This window comes from Sphingobium sp. TomMM7A (assembly GCF_055397305.1).
Genome location: NZ_AP027311.1, coordinates 337,729 through 355,452, shown reverse-complemented (window position 1 = coordinate 355,452; position 17,724 = coordinate 337,729). Strand labels below are relative to the sequence as shown.

Below are 17,724 nucleotides of genomic sequence, written 5' to 3'. Positions count from 1 at the left end.
CTGCGGCCCTGACATGGGCTTTACCGGGTACGGGCAGTCTCGCAATTCCGGCGATCAGGGACCCCTCCTTGATCCGCCGTCGAGCAATGCCGACATATGGTTCAAGTCAGCCCCTCTTTGGGGCCAGGAGTAGAATAGAAATGCCATCTTTCGCACCCGCCCTTGAAACCACGTTGCACAACGCGCTGACCCATGCGTCGGAGCGCCGCCACGAATATGCGACGCTGGAGCATCTGCTCCTCGCGCTGATCGATGACGAGCATGCTTCGAAGGTGATGCAGGCGTGCGGCGTAGAGCTTGGCGAACTGGGCGACGCCGTCACCCAATATCTCGACAGTGAACTCGACAGCCTGAAGGTGGAAGGGTCCAGCGACCCCTCCCCCACCAGCGGTTTCCAGCGCGTCGTCCAGCGCGCCATCCTGCACGTGCAATCTTCCGGAAAGGACGAAGTGACGGGAGCCAATGTGCTCGTCGCGCTTTTCTCCGAGCGGGAGAGCTATGCCGTCTATTTCCTCCAGCAACAGGATATGAGCCGCCTCGATGCCGTAAGCTATATCAGCCACGGCGTCGGCAAGGGCACTGCCGCTCCTGAGCAAAGCGCTGCAAAGGGCGCTCCGGAAGAGGAAAAGAAGGCGCAGGACAGCAAGGGCAAGAAGGACAGTGCCTTGGAGCAGTTCACGGTCAACCTCAATGAGAAGGCGATGCGGGGCAAGGTTGACCCGCTGATCGGCCGCAGCGCCGAAGTCGACCGGACGATCCAGATCCTGTGCCGCAGGTCGAAGAACAACCCGCTCTATGTGGGCGATCCGGGCGTGGGCAAGACCGCGATTGCGGAGGGTCTGGCGCGCAAGATCGTCGAGGGCGATGTTCCAGACGTGCTCAAGGAAGCGGTGATCTACTCGCTCGACATGGGCGCGCTGCTCGCGGGCACTCGCTATCGCGGCGATTTCGAAGAACGGCTGAAGGCGGTCGTCACCGAGTTGGAGAAGATGCCGCACGCGGTTCTCTTCATCGACGAAATCCATACCGTCATCGGCGCGGGCGCGACCAGTGGCGGCGCGATGGATGCCTCCAACCTGCTGAAGCCCGCTCTGTCGGGCGGCACGATCCGTTGCATCGGCTCCACCACCTACAAGGAGTTCCGCAACCATTTCGAGAAGGACCGCGCCCTGCTGCGCCGGTTCCAGAAGATCGACGTCAACGAACCCACCATCGAAGACACGATCAAGATTCTCGCCGGGCTGCGCAGCGCCTTCGAGGAACATCACAACGTCAAATATACTCCCGACGCGATCAAGGCGGCGGTGGAGCTTTCGGCGCGGTACATCAACGACCGCAAGCTGCCGGACAAGGCAATCGACGTGATCGACGAAGTCGGCGCGATGCAGATGCTGGTGGTGCCGAGCAAGCGGAAGAAGACGATCACGCCCAAGGAGATCGAGCAGGTCATCGCGACCATGGCGCGCATTCCTCCCAAGACCGTCTCGGCCGACGACAAGTCGGTGCTGGGTTCGCTCGACACCGATCTCAAGCGCGTCGTCTTCGGCCAGAACCGGGCGATCGAGATATTGTCCTCCGCGATCAAGCTGTCGCGGGCGGGCCTGCGCGATCCGGAAAAGCCGATCGGCAGCTATCTCTTCTCCGGCCCCACGGGCGTCGGCAAGACGGAGGTTGCGCGCCAGTTGGCGAACCTGCTCGGCATCCCGCTCCAGCGGTTCGACATGTCGGAATATATGGAGCGGCACTCGGTCAGCCGCCTGATCGGTGCGCCTCCGGGCTATGTCGGCTATGACCAGGGCGGTCTGTTGACCGATGCGGTCGACCAGAATCCACACAGCGTCCTGCTGCTGGACGAGATCGAAAAGGCGCATCCCGACCTTTTCAACATCCTGTTGCAGGTGATGGATAATGGCCGCCTGACCGATCACCACGGCAAGACGGTGGACTTCCGCAACACCATCCTCATCATGACCACCAATGCCGGTGCGTCGGACATGGCGAAGGAAAGCATCGGCTTTGGCGAACTGACGCGCGACGATGTGCAGGAGGATGCGGTGAAGAAGCTCTTCACCCCCGAATTCCGCAACCGTCTCGATGCCATCGTTCCCTTCGGCTATCTGCCGCCGGAGATCGTGGCGCGGGTCATCGACAAGTTCGTGCTGCAACTCGAACTGCAACTGGCCGACCGCGACGTCCACATCACGCTGGACGACGATGCCAAGGGCTGGCTCACCAAGAAGGGCTACGACAAGCTCTACGGTGCCCGCCCGATGGGCCGACTGATGCAGGAAAAGATCAAGCAGCCGCTGGCCGAGGAACTACTGTTCGGAAAACTCGTCCATGGCGGAGAGGTGCATGTCCGGCTGAAGGACGACGCACTCGCTTTCGAAATCACCCCGGCCGCTCCGAAAAAGGGCAAGAAGGGTGGCAAGGCGAAGCCTGCGGAATCGGCCAAGTAAGCAGGCCGAGGCACGAGATATGAAAGGGCGGCTCCCACAGCCGCCCTTTGTTTTTGGGCAAAGCCTGCGAGCGTCAGGAGGATCGCATCCCCCCTCCCGTAAGCGGGAGGGGTTAGGGGGTGGGCAAGCGCAACATCAAAGGCGATCTGAAACGGCCACCCTACAGTCAAAATTCCATTGGTCGGCACCACCAGCATTTGCCAATCTGGCGCCCGCGAATTCCAACCACGTCTTCACGAGGGAAGAGTCACATGGCCACAGACATCACCTTCTACACCAACCCCATGTCGCGCGGGCAGATCGCCCGCTGGATGCTGGAAGAAGTTGGCCAGCCCTATGACATGATCATCCTGGACTATGGCACCACCATGAAGGCGGCTGACTATCTCGCCATCAATCCGATGGGCAAGGTTCCCGCCATCGTCCATCAGGGGAAGGTCGTGACCGAAGCCGCCGCGATCTGCGCGTATCTGGCCGACGCTTTCCCCGCCGCAGCCCTCGCGCCTCCGTCAGAGCAGCGGGCAGATTATTATCGCTGGCTGTTCTTCGCGGCAGGCCCGGTGGAGGCCGCCGTTTCCAACAAGGCGATGGGCCTCTCCGTTCCTGAAGACCGCGAACGCTCCATGGGCTACGGCAACTATGATCAGACACTCGCAACGCTGGAACAGGCCGTGTCGGGCGATCAATGGATCTGCGGCGACCAGTTCACCGCGGCCGATGTCTATGTCGGCTCCCAGATCGACTGGGGATTGAGCTTCGGCACGATGGACAGCCGCCCAGCCTTCGAAACCTACGCCGCCCGCCTCCGTGAGCGCCCCGCCTACAGGCGGCAGAAGGAACTCGACGGCGCCCTCATCGCGCAGATGCAGAAGCCGGCATAAGAAAAAAGGCCCGGTGGCGCATGCCATCGGGCCTTTTTCATGTTCGGCACCGCCGCCGGAAGATCAGCGGCGATCACCCATGAAACGCAGCAGGAACAGGAACATGTTGATGAAGTCGAGATAGAGGTTCAGCGCCCCCATCACCACCGACTTGCCCATCATGTCCGTGCCCGCAACGTGGGCGTAGATGCTCTTGATCTTCTGCGTGTCATAAGCGGTCAGGCCCGCGAACAGCAGCACGCCGATAAAGCTGACCACCATGTCCATCGCGCTCGACCGCAGGAACAGGTTGATGAGCGACGCGACCAGCAGACCGACCACGCCCATGATCAGGAAGGTGCCAAAGCCCGAAAGATCCTTCTTCGTCGTGTAACCCCACAGGCTAAGGCCCGCGAAAGCCGCTGCCGTCGCGAAGAAGGTCTGCGCCACCGACGTGCCGGTATAAACCAACAGAACGGAAGAGAGCGACAGCCCCATCATTGCGGCATAGGCCCAGAACATGGCCTGCATCGCAACCGTCGACAGGCGGTTCATGCCAAAGCTCATGATCATCACGAATGCCAGCGGTGCGAGCATGATGACATATTTGAGAATGCCGGGGCCAGCCAGGATCTGATAAGCCAGCCCGCTCGAGGCAAACAGCATGGCAACGACGCCCGTCAGCAGCACGCCGCTCGACATATAATTGTAAACCGACAGCATATAGCTGCGCAGGCCAGCGTCGAAAGCCTCGCCGCGCGCAACCGTCGTCCCGCCGAAACCGGCAATGTTCGAGCGGGGGTCAGACCAATTGGCCATGAGATAATCTCCTTCACCGGCGCACTCCGCCGACACTGCTATTATCGCCATATCTGGCCGCTAATTCAAGGGAAGAGCGACTGGACGCTCTAACGACATAGGATGGTTTCCTGGCTCCTCTTCCAGCGCACCAACTCCACCCTTCCTCCGCTTCCGCTGACACAATTCCCCAGGCTCGCTATAATGGCCTCATGCACCGCCTCTTCGTCGCCATTCGCCCGCCGGAGCCAATCCGGGCGCGCTTATTGTCATTGATGAGCGGCATCGCTGGCGCGCGATGGCAGAGCGAGGATCAACTGCACCTGACCTTACGCTTTGTAGGAAACGCCGACCGGCACCAAGCCAACGATCTGGCCGAGGCGCTGGCAGCCGTGCGCTTCGCTCCTGTCGCGATCTCCCTGTCCGGCCTCGGACAGTTCGAGCGCAAAGGGCGAACCGACACATTATGGGCAGCCGTTCAACCTCGCGATGCGCTCGACCAGCTTCATCGGAAGATCGACCGCGCCTGTGTTGCGGCGGGCTTTCCGGCTGAGCAACGCGCCTATCTGCCCCACATCACTCTCGCCCGCTTCGGCCGTAACGGGGGCAGCACGAACGGGTTCCTGGCCTATCATGCCGGACTTTCCAGCCCTCCATTTCTGGTGGACGAATTTGCCCTTTTCGAAAGCCACCTCACGCAGAATGGAGCGCATTATGAGATGGCGGCGGTATATCCTGCCGACCCGTCCGCTCTCTAAAATACGTGCCCGCGGGCGTCTTCAACCGGCGGACAATATACCACAGGCAATGCGCCCGCCTGCGTTACCCGCAGGATCGGTCTTGTTGTCATCCGCCTGAGCATGGATCACGATGGCGGCGCCATCTGCGTCCAGGACCGCATTGGTCCCACTGCGCAAGGTCGCGCCGGGGACCACGAACTCCATTCGCCCAGTCCCATCCGGTCCAGCGGTCAGGTTTGGCATGTCTCCCATATGCATGCCCGCCGGGTTATCCCGGCCATGTTGGCGCGCGGTTGGATTCCAATGGCCGCCCGCGCTGGTGAAGTCGGGCGGCGTGCATGTTCCGGTCATGTGGATATGGACCGCATGAATACCAGGCGTGAGTCCACTTGCCTGCACATCGACATGCAGGCCATCCGTCGCTTCCGTCACCTTGGCTTCGCCCCGAGCCGACCCGTCCGCAGCCAACAAGACAGCGCGGGCATTTAGCATCCCGGCCGACCCGGAATTCAAAGCCCCGCCATCCCCGCTCGCGCAGGCAGTCAGGCAAAGTGCGAGGGGCGCAAAGACGATTAGGGCGTTTTTCATGATCAAATGCACTCCCGGTGAAGCAATAGCTGGCGAACGCAACAAGTCGCCATTTGTTGCGCATATAGTCCACAATGCCAAGCGATCTCCCCAACGCTGACGGCCAGACGGTGGCTATGAAACCACTCGCTCGCCGATGCGCCTGATCACCGCAAAGGAAAAGGGGCCGGTCTTTCGACCAGCCCCTCAACCTTGTTCCATCCGCGAAGATGGAAATCTTGCTTACTGACCCGAACCCGGACCGTAAGTGATTTCCACGCGACGGTTCTGCAGTTCGCGAACACCGTCGGCGGTTTCGACGCGGGGGTTCGATTCACCGAACGCCTGGGTCGTGATCACGCCGTCAGGGATACCCTTCGACGAGATGTAGGCCTTGACCGCGTCAGCACGGCGCTGCGACAGGCCGACGTTGTACGATGCCGAACCCGAACGGTCCGCATAACCTGCCAGCATGACCTGGGCGCTGCCGCAGTTGCTGTAGGCCGAAACCGCGTTGTCCAGAATGGTGGCGGCATCAGGCGTGACGTCCGACTTGTCCCATTCGAAGAACACGATGTACGGCCCGGGGCTGCACTCAGCGACCGGCGGAGGCGGCGGAGGCGGCGGCGGGGGCGGCGGGGGCGGCGGCGGCGGCGGCGGCGGAGCAGCCGGTTCACCACCGAAGTTGTAGGTCAGGCCCAGCAGAAGGCTGTGCGTACGCAGCTTGGTGCTGACATCGCCACCGGCAACGCCCACCGCAGTGGTGTAGGCCGGAACCAGGTCGATGTTGTCCTGGTTGAAGAAGCGATACTTCAGCGACACGTCAACATTGTTGGTCAGCGGATAACGAACGCCCGCAATCGCCTGCCAGGCGAAGCCGGTGTCGCTGTCGTTGACCAGATCATTGGCCAGCTTGGCGCGCGAAACGCCAACGCCGCCACCGACGAAGCCCTGCAGGCCGTCGTCCGAACCGAAGTCAAGCAGACCGTTCAGCATGAACGAAAGGGCCGACGCGGAACCGCCGAAACCGCTGTTGTCCAGGTCAACCTTGGCACGCTTGTAACCAGCTTCGGCTTCAAGACGGAAACCGCCGAAGTCGTAACCGATGACCGCATCACCGTCCCAACCCTTGTGGTAGTCGACATTTTCCAGCGTGGTGCTGGCAGTGCCAAGACCAGTCGTCGGATCGATACCGGGCGTGAAGGTTATGTCCTGATCTTCAACAATGGTAACACCGGAATCGATTCCGATATACCAGCTGTTATCACGCGCCAGGGCCGGGGTGGCCAGGGCGGAGGAGGCAAGCACAGCCGCGAGGGCAAGCTTCCGCATTTGAATTCCCCTTTCAAAAGTGTCACGAAGGACTGCTGAAACCATGTATCGGCAAGAAAGTTTCATGGCAAGTCCACAATTGGTGAAACTGTTGCTCAAATACATCACACGGCTCCAGAAGCCCCGTAGCATAAGCATTTCCGCACGCCTCTATTGTAAAAGATGGACACCCCTCAAGTCATGGTTCGATCAGTCCGTGACTGCGCATCGCATTTAAAATCGCGACCAGGGAACTTCTCGCCTCACTGTCGACGGAGCTTCCCCCCACGGGGTTGGCTATGGCCGGTTGCCGCGCCCCCGCAATCCGCTCGCCCTCGACATAGAAGCCGTCGCTGCGAGCCGCTGCATCCTGCCAATCGCTGCCGTCGAAATACATCGAGTGCCCCCGGTCCACGACCCGCAGCCTCAAGCCCGCACGCGGCGCGACAAACCGCCATCCGCCTCCAGTCCAACAGGCGACCGACCCATCCTGCCCCGACCAGCTTTCTGAAGCGCCTTCCGCCACGATCCAACACTGGCCCTCATCGGGCGAAGTTGGCGGCACATCCTCGTCAGCGCTTTCCACCGCGCCATGCAGCAGCATGTCGATCCGTGCCAACGCCTCGTTGTGAAAGACTTCCTTCTGTGCCTGCCCGGCGAAAAGCTGGGGCAGTGCCCAGCGAGGCGTCGCATCGCTCGTCATGATCGAACTTCCTTTTTCCAATTGTCGGTTATCAAAGCGGCAAGACGATCCGCGCTGCCCGTCCCAGGGCGAAAGAGCCGATCTGCCGCACCTCGATCGTCAATGCGCCGCCGCCATCCGCGTCGAATGCGTCCGCGTCATATGTCCATGACGGCGATGTGGTTTCGATCCGGCGCATCAAGGTGCCATCCGCCAGCACGCGCAGTTCGTAACGCTCGCTCTCCTCGCCCAGCGGCACATCCGCCCCGCTGATCCAGCGCCAGCCATTCCTGCTCCGCCGGACCCAGCTCAGATTCCATCCCCCCGCCCCGTCGGCAACAGCGCGAAGGTGAACGGGCGCCACCGGCGTCACCGCTTCCCCGCTGACGGTCAGCTCTGCCTCTACCGGCTCCGCATCGCCAATCCCGACCGCCGAAAGCCGCAGCGTGCTGCCGATCTCGCCATTGCCCAAGCCTGCAAAAGGTTCGGCAAGCCGCTCCTCCTCGATCAGCAGAAACGGCTCGCCAGCGACATGCGCATCCATAGCCCATTCGGTCCCGAACAATCCCCGCCGCAGCCCTTCCAGCCGGAAGCTCGCCGCGCCCGTCTGCACCGCGCGGGAAAATTGCAGAAGCTCCCGTCCAACCATGCAAAGATTGCGTCCCTGCGCCAAAGCCGCCTCATCCGCATCGCCAAGCTCCATGTCCGCCGCCAGCAGCGTCACATGCAAGCTGTTGACCAGATCGATCAGAGCCCAGCTCCCCGGCCCCAACGCCTCGTCGGCCTCCCCCATCACGGCACGCGGCGCAGTGCGGCCGACCGGATTGGCTTCCCCCGTCTCACTCATCACGAACAGGGCCGCGTTCCTCCACCCCTCCCCGCCACTGGCCGCCGCAGCGATCAACGGCGCGGTGGCCGCCGCCTCCCGCAGCGGCGGAAGGTCGGTCAGCATCAATACAGTAGGTCCATGCGGCGCATCCGCCTGCCGCACGATCGCGCCGGAGGACGCTCCCGCAGGCAAGACGCCTCCCGCCCCCGGCACCCGCCGCAGCGCCAACCGAACGGCCATGGCTTCCCATTCCCGTTCCTCCACCCGCCAGCGGCCCGGCATGGCCTCGACCGTCACCAGATCACCGGGCTCATGGCGCAGGGCGTCCCACCCGCACCGCAGCGTCATGGCGGATCGGCCCGTCCAGTCATGACCAAGATGACGGGCCGCCAGACGGCGCGCAGCATCGCCAGACATGGTGACCGGCAGATCGATCCCGCGCTCGACCCGCCCCGCCCCCGGCCGACTGACGCGCTGCACCCCCGCCTGATAGTCCCGCGCCGCATCATAATGGCGCAGCGACAGCGCCAGCGGCACCGCATCGGCGCTTTCCCCCGACTGTTCGACGGCATCGATGGCACGCCCATTGATACGCTTGCACAAAGTGCCCGCGCCGATCTCACCACCCGTCTCATCGCCCCCCGTGCCGGTCAGCCGCAGCCCATCTTCACCAGCAACAAAGGCAAGGTCCCATGCCTCCACCAGCGGACCAATCGCATCGATCACATCAGCTCCGCCCGCCGCAAAGCCATCGACGGCCCCGTCTGCGGCAGCAGCAAGCGCGCCACCACTCAGATCGACGGCCACCGTCCCGATCGTCACCACCCCCTCATCCGCCTCCACCTCAAAGGTCAGCGAAGGAATGCGATTGCCATAATCGGCAAGCTGAAGATCCTCGAACACCGCATAGGCGATGCCCCGATGCCCCGGCGTCCGGTCAACGCCCTCCGCCGAAGCGATCAGCGGATCGGCAGCCTGATCCTCACTCCCCAAATGCAGCCGGAACGCACTCAGCCCCGACTTGAAATCCCCGCCCACGCCGCGCAGCAGATTGCCGTCCGCCCATATGCGCCGCACCGCCCGCACCCGCCGCGCCGACAACGCAACCGCGAAACTCGCGGAATAGCTGTAGCTGGTGACGCTCGGCCGCCCCTTGCCACCGCCACTCTTGTTGCGCTTTTCCTTAAGGTCGGTCGCCCAGATAACCGATCCGGCTGCACGCATCTTCCCGAACAGCTTCGGGATCTGCGCGCCATAGCTCGATGTCTGCAACTGCAACTCGGTCAGCCGCCTGCCCTCGCGCCCCTTGGGCTTGAATAGCACCGCCTGATCCAGGCTGCTGCCGATCAATCCGCCGATCGCACCGCCCAGCGGCCCGCCGATCGCCGTGCCCAGCGCCGTCAGCACTAAAGTCGCCATGTCTGCTCCTATATCGCCCGCCAATGGCCGATGACGGGCCAGGGCGAAGGCCCCGGCGTCTCGACCACGCGCCCCAGTCCCGCATGGGCATGCACATGCCCGCCGGGGACCAAAATCATTAGATGCAACTGCAACGGCCCCGGCCGCACCAGCGCCAGGTCGCCCGCCTGCCCCCGCTCAACCGCCTGCAAGCCCGCCCGCTCCAGCCAGTCGCGCGCCAGAGCCGCATCGCCCGACCGCAGCCCATAGCCTCGCGGCGGTGTACCCTTGTGCCCCGCCTCCGCCAGCGCCAAAGCCGCCAGCCCGACGCAATCGATGCCGCTCGTCCTGCTGCGCCCTTGCAGCCGGAAAGGCACCCCCACCAGATCGCGCGCCGCCGCCACGATCCGGTCCCCCATTGCGCCGCTCACGCGCCCGGATAGCGCGTCAGAAGGTCCGTCCCCGGCAAATAAGGCTCCCCCCTGAAGTTCACGACATTGGCGAAGCGCGTCCCGCACGTATCCAACTGCCGGTCACAACCTTCCGTCAGCAGCGCCAGCGTCCCTGCCGACACCGCAAAGGATGGCGGATCGGCCAGCGTCACCCCACTAGCCCCATTGTCCACGACGGCCTGCACCGCCCCCGCATTGGCGCCCGTCAGCCACCGCAAAGTGCCAAAGGCATAGACACCCACAGCCAACGCTGCCGCACTCACCTCGACATCATCAACAGCCGACACCGCTATGACCTTCCGCCGCCCCGCCAGATCGACCCGGCACTGCCGATCGCCCAACCGAGCCCGGCAATCGGGCGAGGTAGAGGGCGCAACCGGAGCCTTCAGCGCCGCCATCGCCCCCACCAGCTCCGCCGTGAAAGCCCCGCCCTTTCGCGCCACGCTCCCAATCTCACCCTTCGCGAGCATCAGCCACATCTCGCCCGGCGCTTCCCATTCCGTCAGCCGCAACTCCAGCGCAGCCCCGTCCCAGCGACCCGCCATCAAATCCGCCTCATTGATCGCATCCGCAATCAAGGCGCCCTGCAAGTCGGTATCGCCCGCCTCCGCACTGATCCCGCTGCGAACGGCCGAAGGCGTCATCCCCGGCGCGGCGCGATAGCGCACATGCCCGATCTCCAGATCGCGGTCATGGCTCGTCAGCCCGATCGTCACCCCATCCCGCCGCTCCAGCCGCCAGCAAAAAGCGAGCGTCGCCAGCGGCTTCTCCAAAGCCTCCAGCCCGCTCATTCCCGTATCTCCACCAGCGGCACCGAAGGTGCCTCACCCGCCGCAAAGGTCGCGCGGTTGACGTCCAGCCTGTCCTCGGCAAAGCGCACCGGCACGTCGAAACGGAACCCCGCCGTCAGCAACGCGCCCACCGCCGGAGCCTCGTCGAACGCGATGACGCCCAGTCCCGCATGGCTCCACCCGCTGCTCAGCTCGACGCCATCCACCGCCATGCGAATGCTGCCCGCCACCGGCCGGGTGATCCGCCGCACCTGCGCCTCCTCACCGTCGCCATAATAGCGCTGCAACGGAAACTCCGTCCGCACGCCGTCCCCCGTCCCCAGACGCTGATCCAGCGCGCCCGGCGCCATCCCCGGCGCACAGCTGCGATCATCATAAGGATCGGTAAAACGGAACCCCCGCCCCGCCCCACGTCGCGCCCGGAAGAAGGCAATCAGCTCGACAATGTCCGCCTCCGATCGCACCCCCGGCCCCGCATCGAAGGACAGCCGCGCATCCGCCCAGTCGCTGCTCCGTCGCTCATGCCCGGACGGGCTCTCCACCACCTGCGTCGAAAAAGCAGGCGACAGGCTCGCGTCCCGCCCAATGGCGATCGGAAACGCCACATCGTCAAAGGCTTGCATCTCATCGTCCCCCTGAAGTCTGAAGCAGGTGAAGCCGTCCCGCGCCACCTGCGGCAGCGCCCAGATAAAGGTCGCCGCCGTCCCCCGTCGCACCGCCGCCTCCGCCGCGTCAGCGATCTGCCGCCACTGCGCCGCCTGTTCGCCAAGCAGCACGAAGCCAGAAAAATAATGCTGCTCTTCCACCGGATAGCCGAGCCGCGCCGTCGCCACTTCGATCCCCCGCGAGGTGCGCGTAGGTCGCCACTCCGTCACCCAGTCATAATCTTCCAGCTGCAACACATCGAAGGCTGGCGCAGCCCACCCCACCGGCATGTTCGCCCGCTTGGCCTCCGGCGCGAGCGGGTCCAGTACCGTCGGCAGATAGGCGAGCAAATGCGTCACCGCCCCCGGCGCCACCCCCTTCACCCAGGCACACAGCGCCGCCGTAGACGCCGCCAGCACCGCCCCCGCCTGATCCAGCAGAGCCTTTTGCGGCCCACTCAACGTCCCCCGCACATCGCTGATCGAAACCGGGCTCCCACCAAAGGCCGCCCGCGCCGCCGCGTCATAAATGCAGATCCGCCCATCGGCGGGCATCACCCACCACCATGGCTCACCGACCTGAAACTTGATCGGAATACCGGCACTCAACCCAATGGAAACAAAGGCCCCAGCCACGAGCCGCAAATAGCTCATCGCCCCATCATGCGCAGGCGACAGCAAAGTCGAGGGCGGCGACCAACCCGTCAGCGCCGCATCACCATTCTCCGCGCGTTGCTTCCAATCATTCCAGCAATGTGCGTCCAGCAACTCATAGGAAAGCGACCAGATCACCCCTAGCCCCAGAGCCTTTGCCCGCCCCGCAAAGTCAGCATGCCAAGCCGCACAAGGCGCGTTCAACACGCCTCCCGCCAGGCTCACATAAAAACCACCACCCAGCGGTTCGAGCCGGAAATAATGGCTCATCCCAACATAATGATTGATGTCACCGCGATAGCCCAGCGCATGGATCGCCTCGACAATCCGCTCAGGCGTCTGGTTGAAACAATCATCATAGCCTGTCGCCATCGACAGCCCATGTTCCGGCACCATCACATCGCCAACGCTCAGCACAGACCCCGCGCCGTCGCAGCGCATGGCCGACAGCTCGGCCCAGCCCTCAACCCCCGCCGCGAAAGCCGTAGCCCCAGCATCATAGCCCGGCGGCGCAAGGGAAATGAACATCCGATCCACATCACCCGCCCAAACGGGGTCAGCCTCGCCCGGCAGCAGGAAGCCCCCATCCAGATCAGCGAAATTCAGAACGACCTCAGCATCTTCCGCCGATCCGCTCGCATAATTCCACAACCGCACATACCAGGACCTCGGAGTGCCCGCCGCATCCCGCCCCTCGATAGTCAGCGTCGGCCCATGCACCTCGTCCAGCCGCTTCAGCCCCCCGCTCCGCCAGCGGAACCGCAGCACGCAGTCCCGGAAATCCCGCGCCGTTTCATAAGCCAGCAGCGGATGGCTCCACTTGTCCTCCGCCTCCCAGATCAGCCCCGCCAGATTGCCCGAGCCATAAAAGACCGCGTCCACCCGCAAAGCATCAGGCGCCGTCGTGACGACACTCGCCATCATGGGCCGCGGAAAGTTCACCGTCCAATGCGTTGGCGCAAAACGCTTCATGAAGCGCTCCTCCTGCCCCCGCCGTGCGTCCGCCAACCAATAGCCCAGCCCACTCATCCGTTCAGCGCCCCCCTGACCGCCCGCGCCACCTGCCGCGCACTCCGCGCCAGCATCCGCGCATTGTCGAACCCTTCACCACGCCCCTGCACGGCGATGTTCACCCGCACATCGCGCCCACCCGCGCCACCGTTCGCCATCACCTGTCCGCTAGCCGTAGGCACAAACAGTTCCGGCCCCCGCTCACCCACGACATAGGCGCGCCCTGGCGATACCGGCCCGCCAGTAGCCCGCCCGGGCAAGCCCAGCGCCGCCCCCGCCAACGTCAGCAAGGACCCCCCCACACCCCCAACACTAGCCGCGCCAGACCGCACCGCCCCCGCCGCAATCTCTTCCAGCACCGACAGCGCAACCTGCTTCAGCTCCTCAAAGCCAAAGCGCCCGCTCCGCACCGCGCGAAGCAACCCCTGCTCAATCCGCCGCCCCGCCCGCTCCGCGCCTGAAGCCAGCGGCCCTTCCAGCTCCCCCCGCATCACTTCCACATCCCGCGAAAGCCCCTGCGTATCCGCCCGAACCCGCACCACCAGCGTCTCGATTTCCTCGTCCATCCCCTGCCTCCAAGAGCCACCAAAATAAGCCCCTCCCCTTCAGGGGAGGGGTTGGGGTGGGGGCGGCCCCCACGCGACCACTCTAATTCTGTCCGGAGATCGCTGCCTCAATCCGGCATAACCCCCAGCAACCGCTCCAACTCCCCCTTATCCACCCCAACCTCCGGCTCCTCCTCACCCCTCGCAGCCCGCAACACCGCCTCCAACTCCACCGGCGTCGCGCGCCAAAACTCATCCGGCCGCCACCCCAGCAGCCATCCCGCAACGCCAGCCAACCGCGCCGCCGCTTTGAAGAAGCTCATCGTCCCCCCAAAATCTGCCTGATGATTCCACTCAGCACCGGCGACAGCTTCGCCAGCCCCGCCTCAACGATCGCCTCGCCCAACCTCTCGCGCGTCAGCCCCACGGGCGCATCAGCAAGGCAATGCCAAAACAGCCCCGCCATATCGGCAAGCGACAGCTTGCCCGCAGCCGCCCTATCGACCAGCTCGAACAGCGGCCCCAACTCCTGCTCCGCCGCCACCAGAGCCGCAAAGCTCGGCCGCAGCCGCAAAGCCTCGCCAGCCACTTCCAATGCAGCCTCGCCCCTTGCGCTATTGGGCGCCTCATTCACCGCGCTCATTCCGACACCACCGGGCCGGAGCTTTCCAGGCTAAGCGCATAATTACGCTCACCATTATAATCGCCCGCATAGTCGAGCCGCGTGACCAGGAAGCGCCCGCGCATCCGCTCGCCACTTTCAAAGCTCAGCTCAAACTGTTCGATCGTCCCGGCCAGCGCATGATTGCGAATGCGCACTTCGGCCGCAGACCCGGTAAAGATCCCCGCCGCCGACACGCTGACCGACCGCACGCCCGCGCCCGACAGCAGCTCGCGCCACCCACCGGAATCCTTGGACGTGACGTTGACGCCCTCGCCGTTCACCGACAGCTGCGTAGTCCGCATCCCGGCCACCGTCGCATAGGCGACAGGCGACCCGCCATCGCCCACTTTCAATAGAAACGCGCTTCCTTTTTCCACTGCCATGGAGCATTCTCCTGTAAGATAAACCGTGCCTGAATTGCGATTGGAGAGGTTCGAATGCTGTTCGCTGCTCCCCTCATGATGATGCTGGCCGCCTCGGCGCAAAACGGCGATGCCGTCGGCGCTGGCCGCAAGGCGTATTCCGAGTGCCTGTCGAAAGAGATCAGTCCCGCGCTCGACAAAAAGCTGTCGCTCGGCGACTTCCAGTCCACGCTGAAATCAAAATGCAGCGCCAAGGAAGCCGCCTTCCGCGCCGCCATCGTCGCCGACGACAAATCCACCGGCATGTCCGACAAGGACGCCCAAGCCGACGCCGACGACCAGATCGCCGAATATGTCGACAAGATCACCGGCGAGTTCGAGGATTATTCCAAACCGGGCGGTTGAAGCGTGGCACCACGACTAGCGCTATGATGCCGAACGCATATGGGTGAGTTGACACCACCCAAAAAACACCGTTCGCCCTGAGCTTGTCGAAGGGCTTCCCTTCTTCTTCGCCCTACTCAGCCCGAACCACCCGCACCCGATAATCCACCACCGCCTGCCAAGCGTCCTTCTCGCGCCCCTTCACGACGCGCGACCGGATCAACCGCACCCCGACGATCCGCCACCCGTCCGCAGCCTCCAAAACCTGCATCACGCCATCGACGCGCTCCAGCAGCACCGAAAGCCGCCCCGGCGTCTCCCCCGCATCATGCAGCCCGATCGTCAGCCGCAGCTCCCGCCCATCGACATCCTTCGCGCCCCAGTCGCTGGCGATACACTCCCCCACAACCGCATAGGGCACGCTAGCCCGCACCGGCTGACCATCGAACAGGCCGTTCAGCCCACCCATCAACGCCGCATCACCACCCAGAGCCGCGATCACCGCCGCCCGCACCGTAACTTCCGCACTCATCGCCCGCCCCTCACCCTCTCGCGCAGATCAAGGTCGCCCAGCCACCGCCGCAGCAACCCCCGCCCCGACAACAGCACCGCCTCCCCCTCGACCCGCGCATCCTCCACGCCCGCCGCCAGCATCGCCTCAGCCACTTGCCCACGCCGCCGCGCCGCCCGCGCCTCGACCAACCGCGCCAGCGCCGCCACCTTCATGCCAGCCGCATCCGCCGCCACGGCCGCCACAGCGCGCTCACCACCGCAGGCGGCGTCGCCACATCACCGCCACGCGCGGAGAAATGCTCCGCTGCCAGCCGCACGATCCCCTGCCGGATCGGCTCGGGCAGCCCATCCGCATCGTCGGCCACCCCCGCCCGATAATGCACCGCCAGCACCCGCTGGCCAGCCAAATGCCGCGCCCGCACCCAACCATCCCCCGCCGCATCAATATCCACCGAATAGGCATCGATAGCCAACGCTTGCCCCACGCCGTCAGGCCCCACCGCATCGACGCCCAGGATCGCCACCACGGGTGTAGCGGACAGCCGCTGCCATCCCCCATCAGCCCGCACCGTCTCCTGCGCCTCGCCAATGATCAGCCATTGCCCGACAAACTGCTCGCACAACGCCGTCGCACTTCTAAGCAACGCCTCCAGCAACCCATCCTCGCCACTGCCGCTAATCCGCAGATAATCCTTCAATTCCGCCAGCGACGCCCCCGCCAACCCAGCCTCTTCCCGCACCAGCACCAACCGCCCCTCCCTAAAAAAAGACCCTTCCCCCCTGAGGGGGGAGAAGGATACGAAACCTTGGCCCGAACGGGCCTAGGCGAAGTTGGATGAGGGGGGTTGTTACGAAGCCGCGAACTTCATCAGCTTGATCGCCTCCGAATTGGAAACCGCGCCGCCAATCCGCTTCACCGCATAGAAATGCACGAACGGCTTGTTGCTGAACGGATCGCGCAGGATGCTCGTCTCGCTACGTTCAGAGATCACATAGCCCGCCTGGAAATTACCAAAGGCGATCGACAGCGAACCCGCAGCAAGATCGGGCATATCCTCGGCCTCCACCACCGGATAACCAAGCAGCGTCGCAGGCTGCCCAGCGCTCAGCGAAGGCTGCCAGATAAACGCCCCATCACTCGTCTTCATCTTGCGAATAACGGCCAACGTCGCCGAATTCATCACGAAGCAAGCACCCTGCCGATAGGGTGCCCGCAGGCTCTGCACCAGATCGATCAGCTTGTTCTCGGGGTTGGTCGCAGCAAAAGCACCCGCGCCGCCGGAGGCCACATATTGCAGCGAGCCAAAGGCACGCACGCTGTCCGCCTCATTGGTCGTCGTATAGGTCAGGAACCCCTTGGGCTTGTTCGTGCCATTGCCATTGACGAAGGCCGCACCCTCCGCCGCCGCAAACTCGCGCGCAATCTCGCCCGCCAGCCAACCTTCGACATCGAACTGCGCATCGTCCAGCATCGCCTGAGACGCCGCCGGATTGGCGTAAAGCTCACCATAAGGCGGCACGATTTCGTTGAAGCTAGGCGTCGCCGTCTCCGCTCGAGCACCCGTCTCACTCGCCCAGCCCGACACGATGCCGCCCGACGTCACCAGCTTGCGATAGCCAGCGCTGCCGGTACGCACCACATTCGCAATCGAACGAATGGGCGAGATGCTCTTCAACGTCGCATCGATGATCTGGTCGATCTCACGCGGCACCGCATAGCCGCCCGCAGCGCCACTCGCCCCGGAAAAGCTCTTCAGCTCCACACCCGCTTCAAGCCCCTGCCGCACATAGCGCTCGACAAAAGCGGCCCGCTTGGGATCGAACGTCCCGCCCTTCACCCCATCCAGCGCAGGCCGCTGCTGCTGCACCAGCGCGCCTTTCAGCGCCGCAACCTCACCCTCCAGCGCCTCGATACGCTCACCCTGCACCACCGCATCAAAGCTCGCTTCCAACTGATCCGTCATCAACCACTCCCACAAAAAAAAGCGGCCCAGATGGACCGCCCGAAAACTCGAAAATCCTCCCCATCACCGATGGGGAGGGGGACCGCCAAAGGCGGT

General features: G+C 64.1%; 20 protein-coding genes. 4 read left to right on the top strand and 16 right to left on the bottom strand.

Features of this window, described 5'->3' with window-relative positions; all coding sequences use genetic code 11:
* The first annotated feature begins 140 nt into the window (after positions 1-140).
* Positions 141-2,459 (top strand): ATP-dependent Clp protease ATP-binding subunit ClpA, encoded by a 2,319-nt coding sequence (gene clpA, locus ACZ5ZH_RS01960; protein ID WP_464772008.1) that lies wholly within the window; start codon positions 141-143, stop codon positions 2,457-2,459.
* Between the two features lie 251 nt (positions 2,460-2,710).
* Complete coding sequence (locus ACZ5ZH_RS01955; protein ID WP_449471477.1) at positions 2,711-3,340, top strand: glutathione S-transferase family protein; 630 nt, start codon at positions 2,711-2,713, stop codon at positions 3,338-3,340.
* A 63-nt stretch (positions 3,341-3,403) separates the two neighbouring features.
* Here the strand turns inward: ACZ5ZH_RS01955 and ACZ5ZH_RS01950 are convergent, their stop codons facing one another.
* Positions 3,404-4,138, bottom strand: a complete 735-nt coding sequence (locus ACZ5ZH_RS01950; RefSeq protein ID WP_464772007.1) for a Bax inhibitor-1/YccA family protein — start codon at positions 4,136-4,138, stop codon at positions 3,404-3,406.
* A 191-nt stretch (positions 4,139-4,329) separates the two neighbouring features.
* On the opposite strand from ACZ5ZH_RS01950, the gene thpR reads away from it, so the two are divergent.
* Positions 4,330-4,875 carry an RNA 2',3'-cyclic phosphodiesterase gene (thpR, locus tag ACZ5ZH_RS01945; RefSeq protein WP_464772006.1) on the top strand — a complete coding sequence of 182 codons (546 nt, stop codon included), beginning with the start codon at positions 4,330-4,332 and terminating at the stop codon, positions 4,873-4,875.
* Positions 4,876-4,896: 21 nt separating this feature from the next.
* On the opposite strand, the gene ACZ5ZH_RS01940 is transcribed toward thpR, so the two are convergent.
* The 11 genes from ACZ5ZH_RS01940 to ACZ5ZH_RS01890 all read right to left on the bottom strand — a co-directional run bounded on the left by ACZ5ZH_RS01940 (position 4,897) and on the right by ACZ5ZH_RS01890 (position 14,788).
* Positions 4,897-5,445, bottom strand: coding sequence for a superoxide dismutase family protein (locus ACZ5ZH_RS01940; RefSeq protein ID WP_464772005.1), 549 nt, complete (start codon positions 5,443-5,445; stop codon positions 4,897-4,899).
* A gap of 222 nt (positions 5,446-5,667) precedes the next feature.
* Positions 5,668-6,756, bottom strand: coding sequence for an OmpA family protein (locus ACZ5ZH_RS01935; RefSeq protein ID WP_464772004.1), 1,089 nt, complete (start codon positions 6,754-6,756; stop codon positions 5,668-5,670).
* A gap of 178 nt (positions 6,757-6,934) precedes the next feature.
* The gene (locus tag ACZ5ZH_RS01930; RefSeq protein ID WP_464772003.1) at positions 6,935-7,438 is read right to left on the bottom strand and encodes a DUF2793 domain-containing protein; all 504 of its coding nucleotides are present in this window, start codon (positions 7,436-7,438) and stop codon (positions 6,935-6,937) included.
* 31 nt (positions 7,439-7,469) lie between these two features.
* Complete coding sequence (locus ACZ5ZH_RS01925) at positions 7,470-9,665, bottom strand: phage tail protein (protein ID WP_464772002.1); 2,196 nt, start codon at positions 9,663-9,665, stop codon at positions 7,470-7,472.
* A gap of 8 nt (positions 9,666-9,673) precedes the next feature.
* Positions 9,674-10,063 carry a peptidoglycan endopeptidase gene (locus tag ACZ5ZH_RS01920; RefSeq protein ID WP_464775201.1) on the bottom strand — a complete coding sequence of 130 codons (390 nt, stop codon included), beginning with the start codon at positions 10,061-10,063 and terminating at the stop codon, positions 9,674-9,676.
* An 8-nt stretch (positions 10,064-10,071) separates the two neighbouring features.
* On the bottom strand, positions 10,072-10,887 hold the full coding sequence (locus tag ACZ5ZH_RS01915) for a DUF2163 domain-containing protein (protein ID WP_464772001.1): 816 nt from the start codon (positions 10,885-10,887) through the stop codon (positions 10,072-10,074).
* A complete protein-coding gene (locus ACZ5ZH_RS01910; protein WP_464772000.1) occupies positions 10,884-13,214 on the bottom strand; it encodes a DUF2460 domain-containing protein in 2,331 nt (776 codons plus the stop codon). The genes ACZ5ZH_RS01915 and ACZ5ZH_RS01910 overlap by 4 nt, the downstream gene beginning before the upstream one ends.
* On the bottom strand, positions 13,211-13,762 hold the full coding sequence (locus ACZ5ZH_RS01905; protein ID WP_464771999.1) for a tail tape measure protein: 552 nt from the start codon (positions 13,760-13,762) through the stop codon (positions 13,211-13,213). The genes ACZ5ZH_RS01910 and ACZ5ZH_RS01905 overlap by 4 nt, the downstream gene beginning before the upstream one ends.
* A 107-nt stretch (positions 13,763-13,869) precedes the next feature.
* On the bottom strand, positions 13,870-14,064 hold the full coding sequence (locus ACZ5ZH_RS01900) for a phage tail assembly chaperone (RefSeq protein ID WP_460987642.1): 195 nt from the start codon (positions 14,062-14,064) through the stop codon (positions 13,870-13,872).
* Positions 14,061-14,384, bottom strand: coding sequence for a gene transfer agent family protein (locus ACZ5ZH_RS01895; protein ID WP_464771998.1), 324 nt, complete (start codon positions 14,382-14,384; stop codon positions 14,061-14,063). Before ACZ5ZH_RS01895 ends, ACZ5ZH_RS01900 begins: the two co-directional genes overlap by 4 nt.
* Positions 14,381-14,788, bottom strand: coding sequence for a phage tail tube protein (locus ACZ5ZH_RS01890; RefSeq protein WP_196225666.1), 408 nt, complete (start codon positions 14,786-14,788; stop codon positions 14,381-14,383). Before ACZ5ZH_RS01890 ends, ACZ5ZH_RS01895 begins: the two co-directional genes overlap by 4 nt.
* Before the next feature lie 54 nt (positions 14,789-14,842).
* On the opposite strand from ACZ5ZH_RS01890, the gene ACZ5ZH_RS01885 reads away from it, so the two are divergent.
* Positions 14,843-15,172: a hypothetical protein gene (locus ACZ5ZH_RS01885; RefSeq protein WP_460987640.1), complete on the top strand. Its 330-nt coding sequence runs from the start codon at positions 14,843-14,845 to the stop codon at positions 15,170-15,172.
* Positions 15,173-15,284: 112 nt separating this feature from the next.
* Here ACZ5ZH_RS01885 and ACZ5ZH_RS01880 read toward each other — a convergent pair whose 3' ends face one another.
* The 4 genes from ACZ5ZH_RS01880 to ACZ5ZH_RS01865 form a co-directional block, all read right to left on the bottom strand.
* Positions 15,285-15,683 carry a DUF3168 domain-containing protein gene (locus ACZ5ZH_RS01880; protein ID WP_464771997.1) on the bottom strand — a complete coding sequence of 133 codons (399 nt, stop codon included), beginning with the start codon at positions 15,681-15,683 and terminating at the stop codon, positions 15,285-15,287.
* On the bottom strand, positions 15,680-15,907 hold the full coding sequence (locus ACZ5ZH_RS01875; protein WP_460987638.1) for a hypothetical protein: 228 nt from the start codon (positions 15,905-15,907) through the stop codon (positions 15,680-15,682). Before ACZ5ZH_RS01875 ends, ACZ5ZH_RS01880 begins: the two co-directional genes overlap by 4 nt.
* Positions 15,874-16,410, bottom strand: a complete 537-nt coding sequence (locus tag ACZ5ZH_RS01870) for a head-tail connector protein (protein WP_460987637.1) — start codon at positions 16,408-16,410, stop codon at positions 15,874-15,876. Before ACZ5ZH_RS01870 ends, ACZ5ZH_RS01875 begins: the two co-directional genes overlap by 34 nt.
* Positions 16,411-16,512: 102 nt before the next feature.
* The gene (locus tag ACZ5ZH_RS01865; protein WP_449471457.1) at positions 16,513-17,628 is read right to left on the bottom strand and encodes a phage major capsid protein; all 1,116 of its coding nucleotides are present in this window, start codon (positions 17,626-17,628) and stop codon (positions 16,513-16,515) included.
* Positions 17,629-17,724 lie beyond the last annotated feature (96 nt).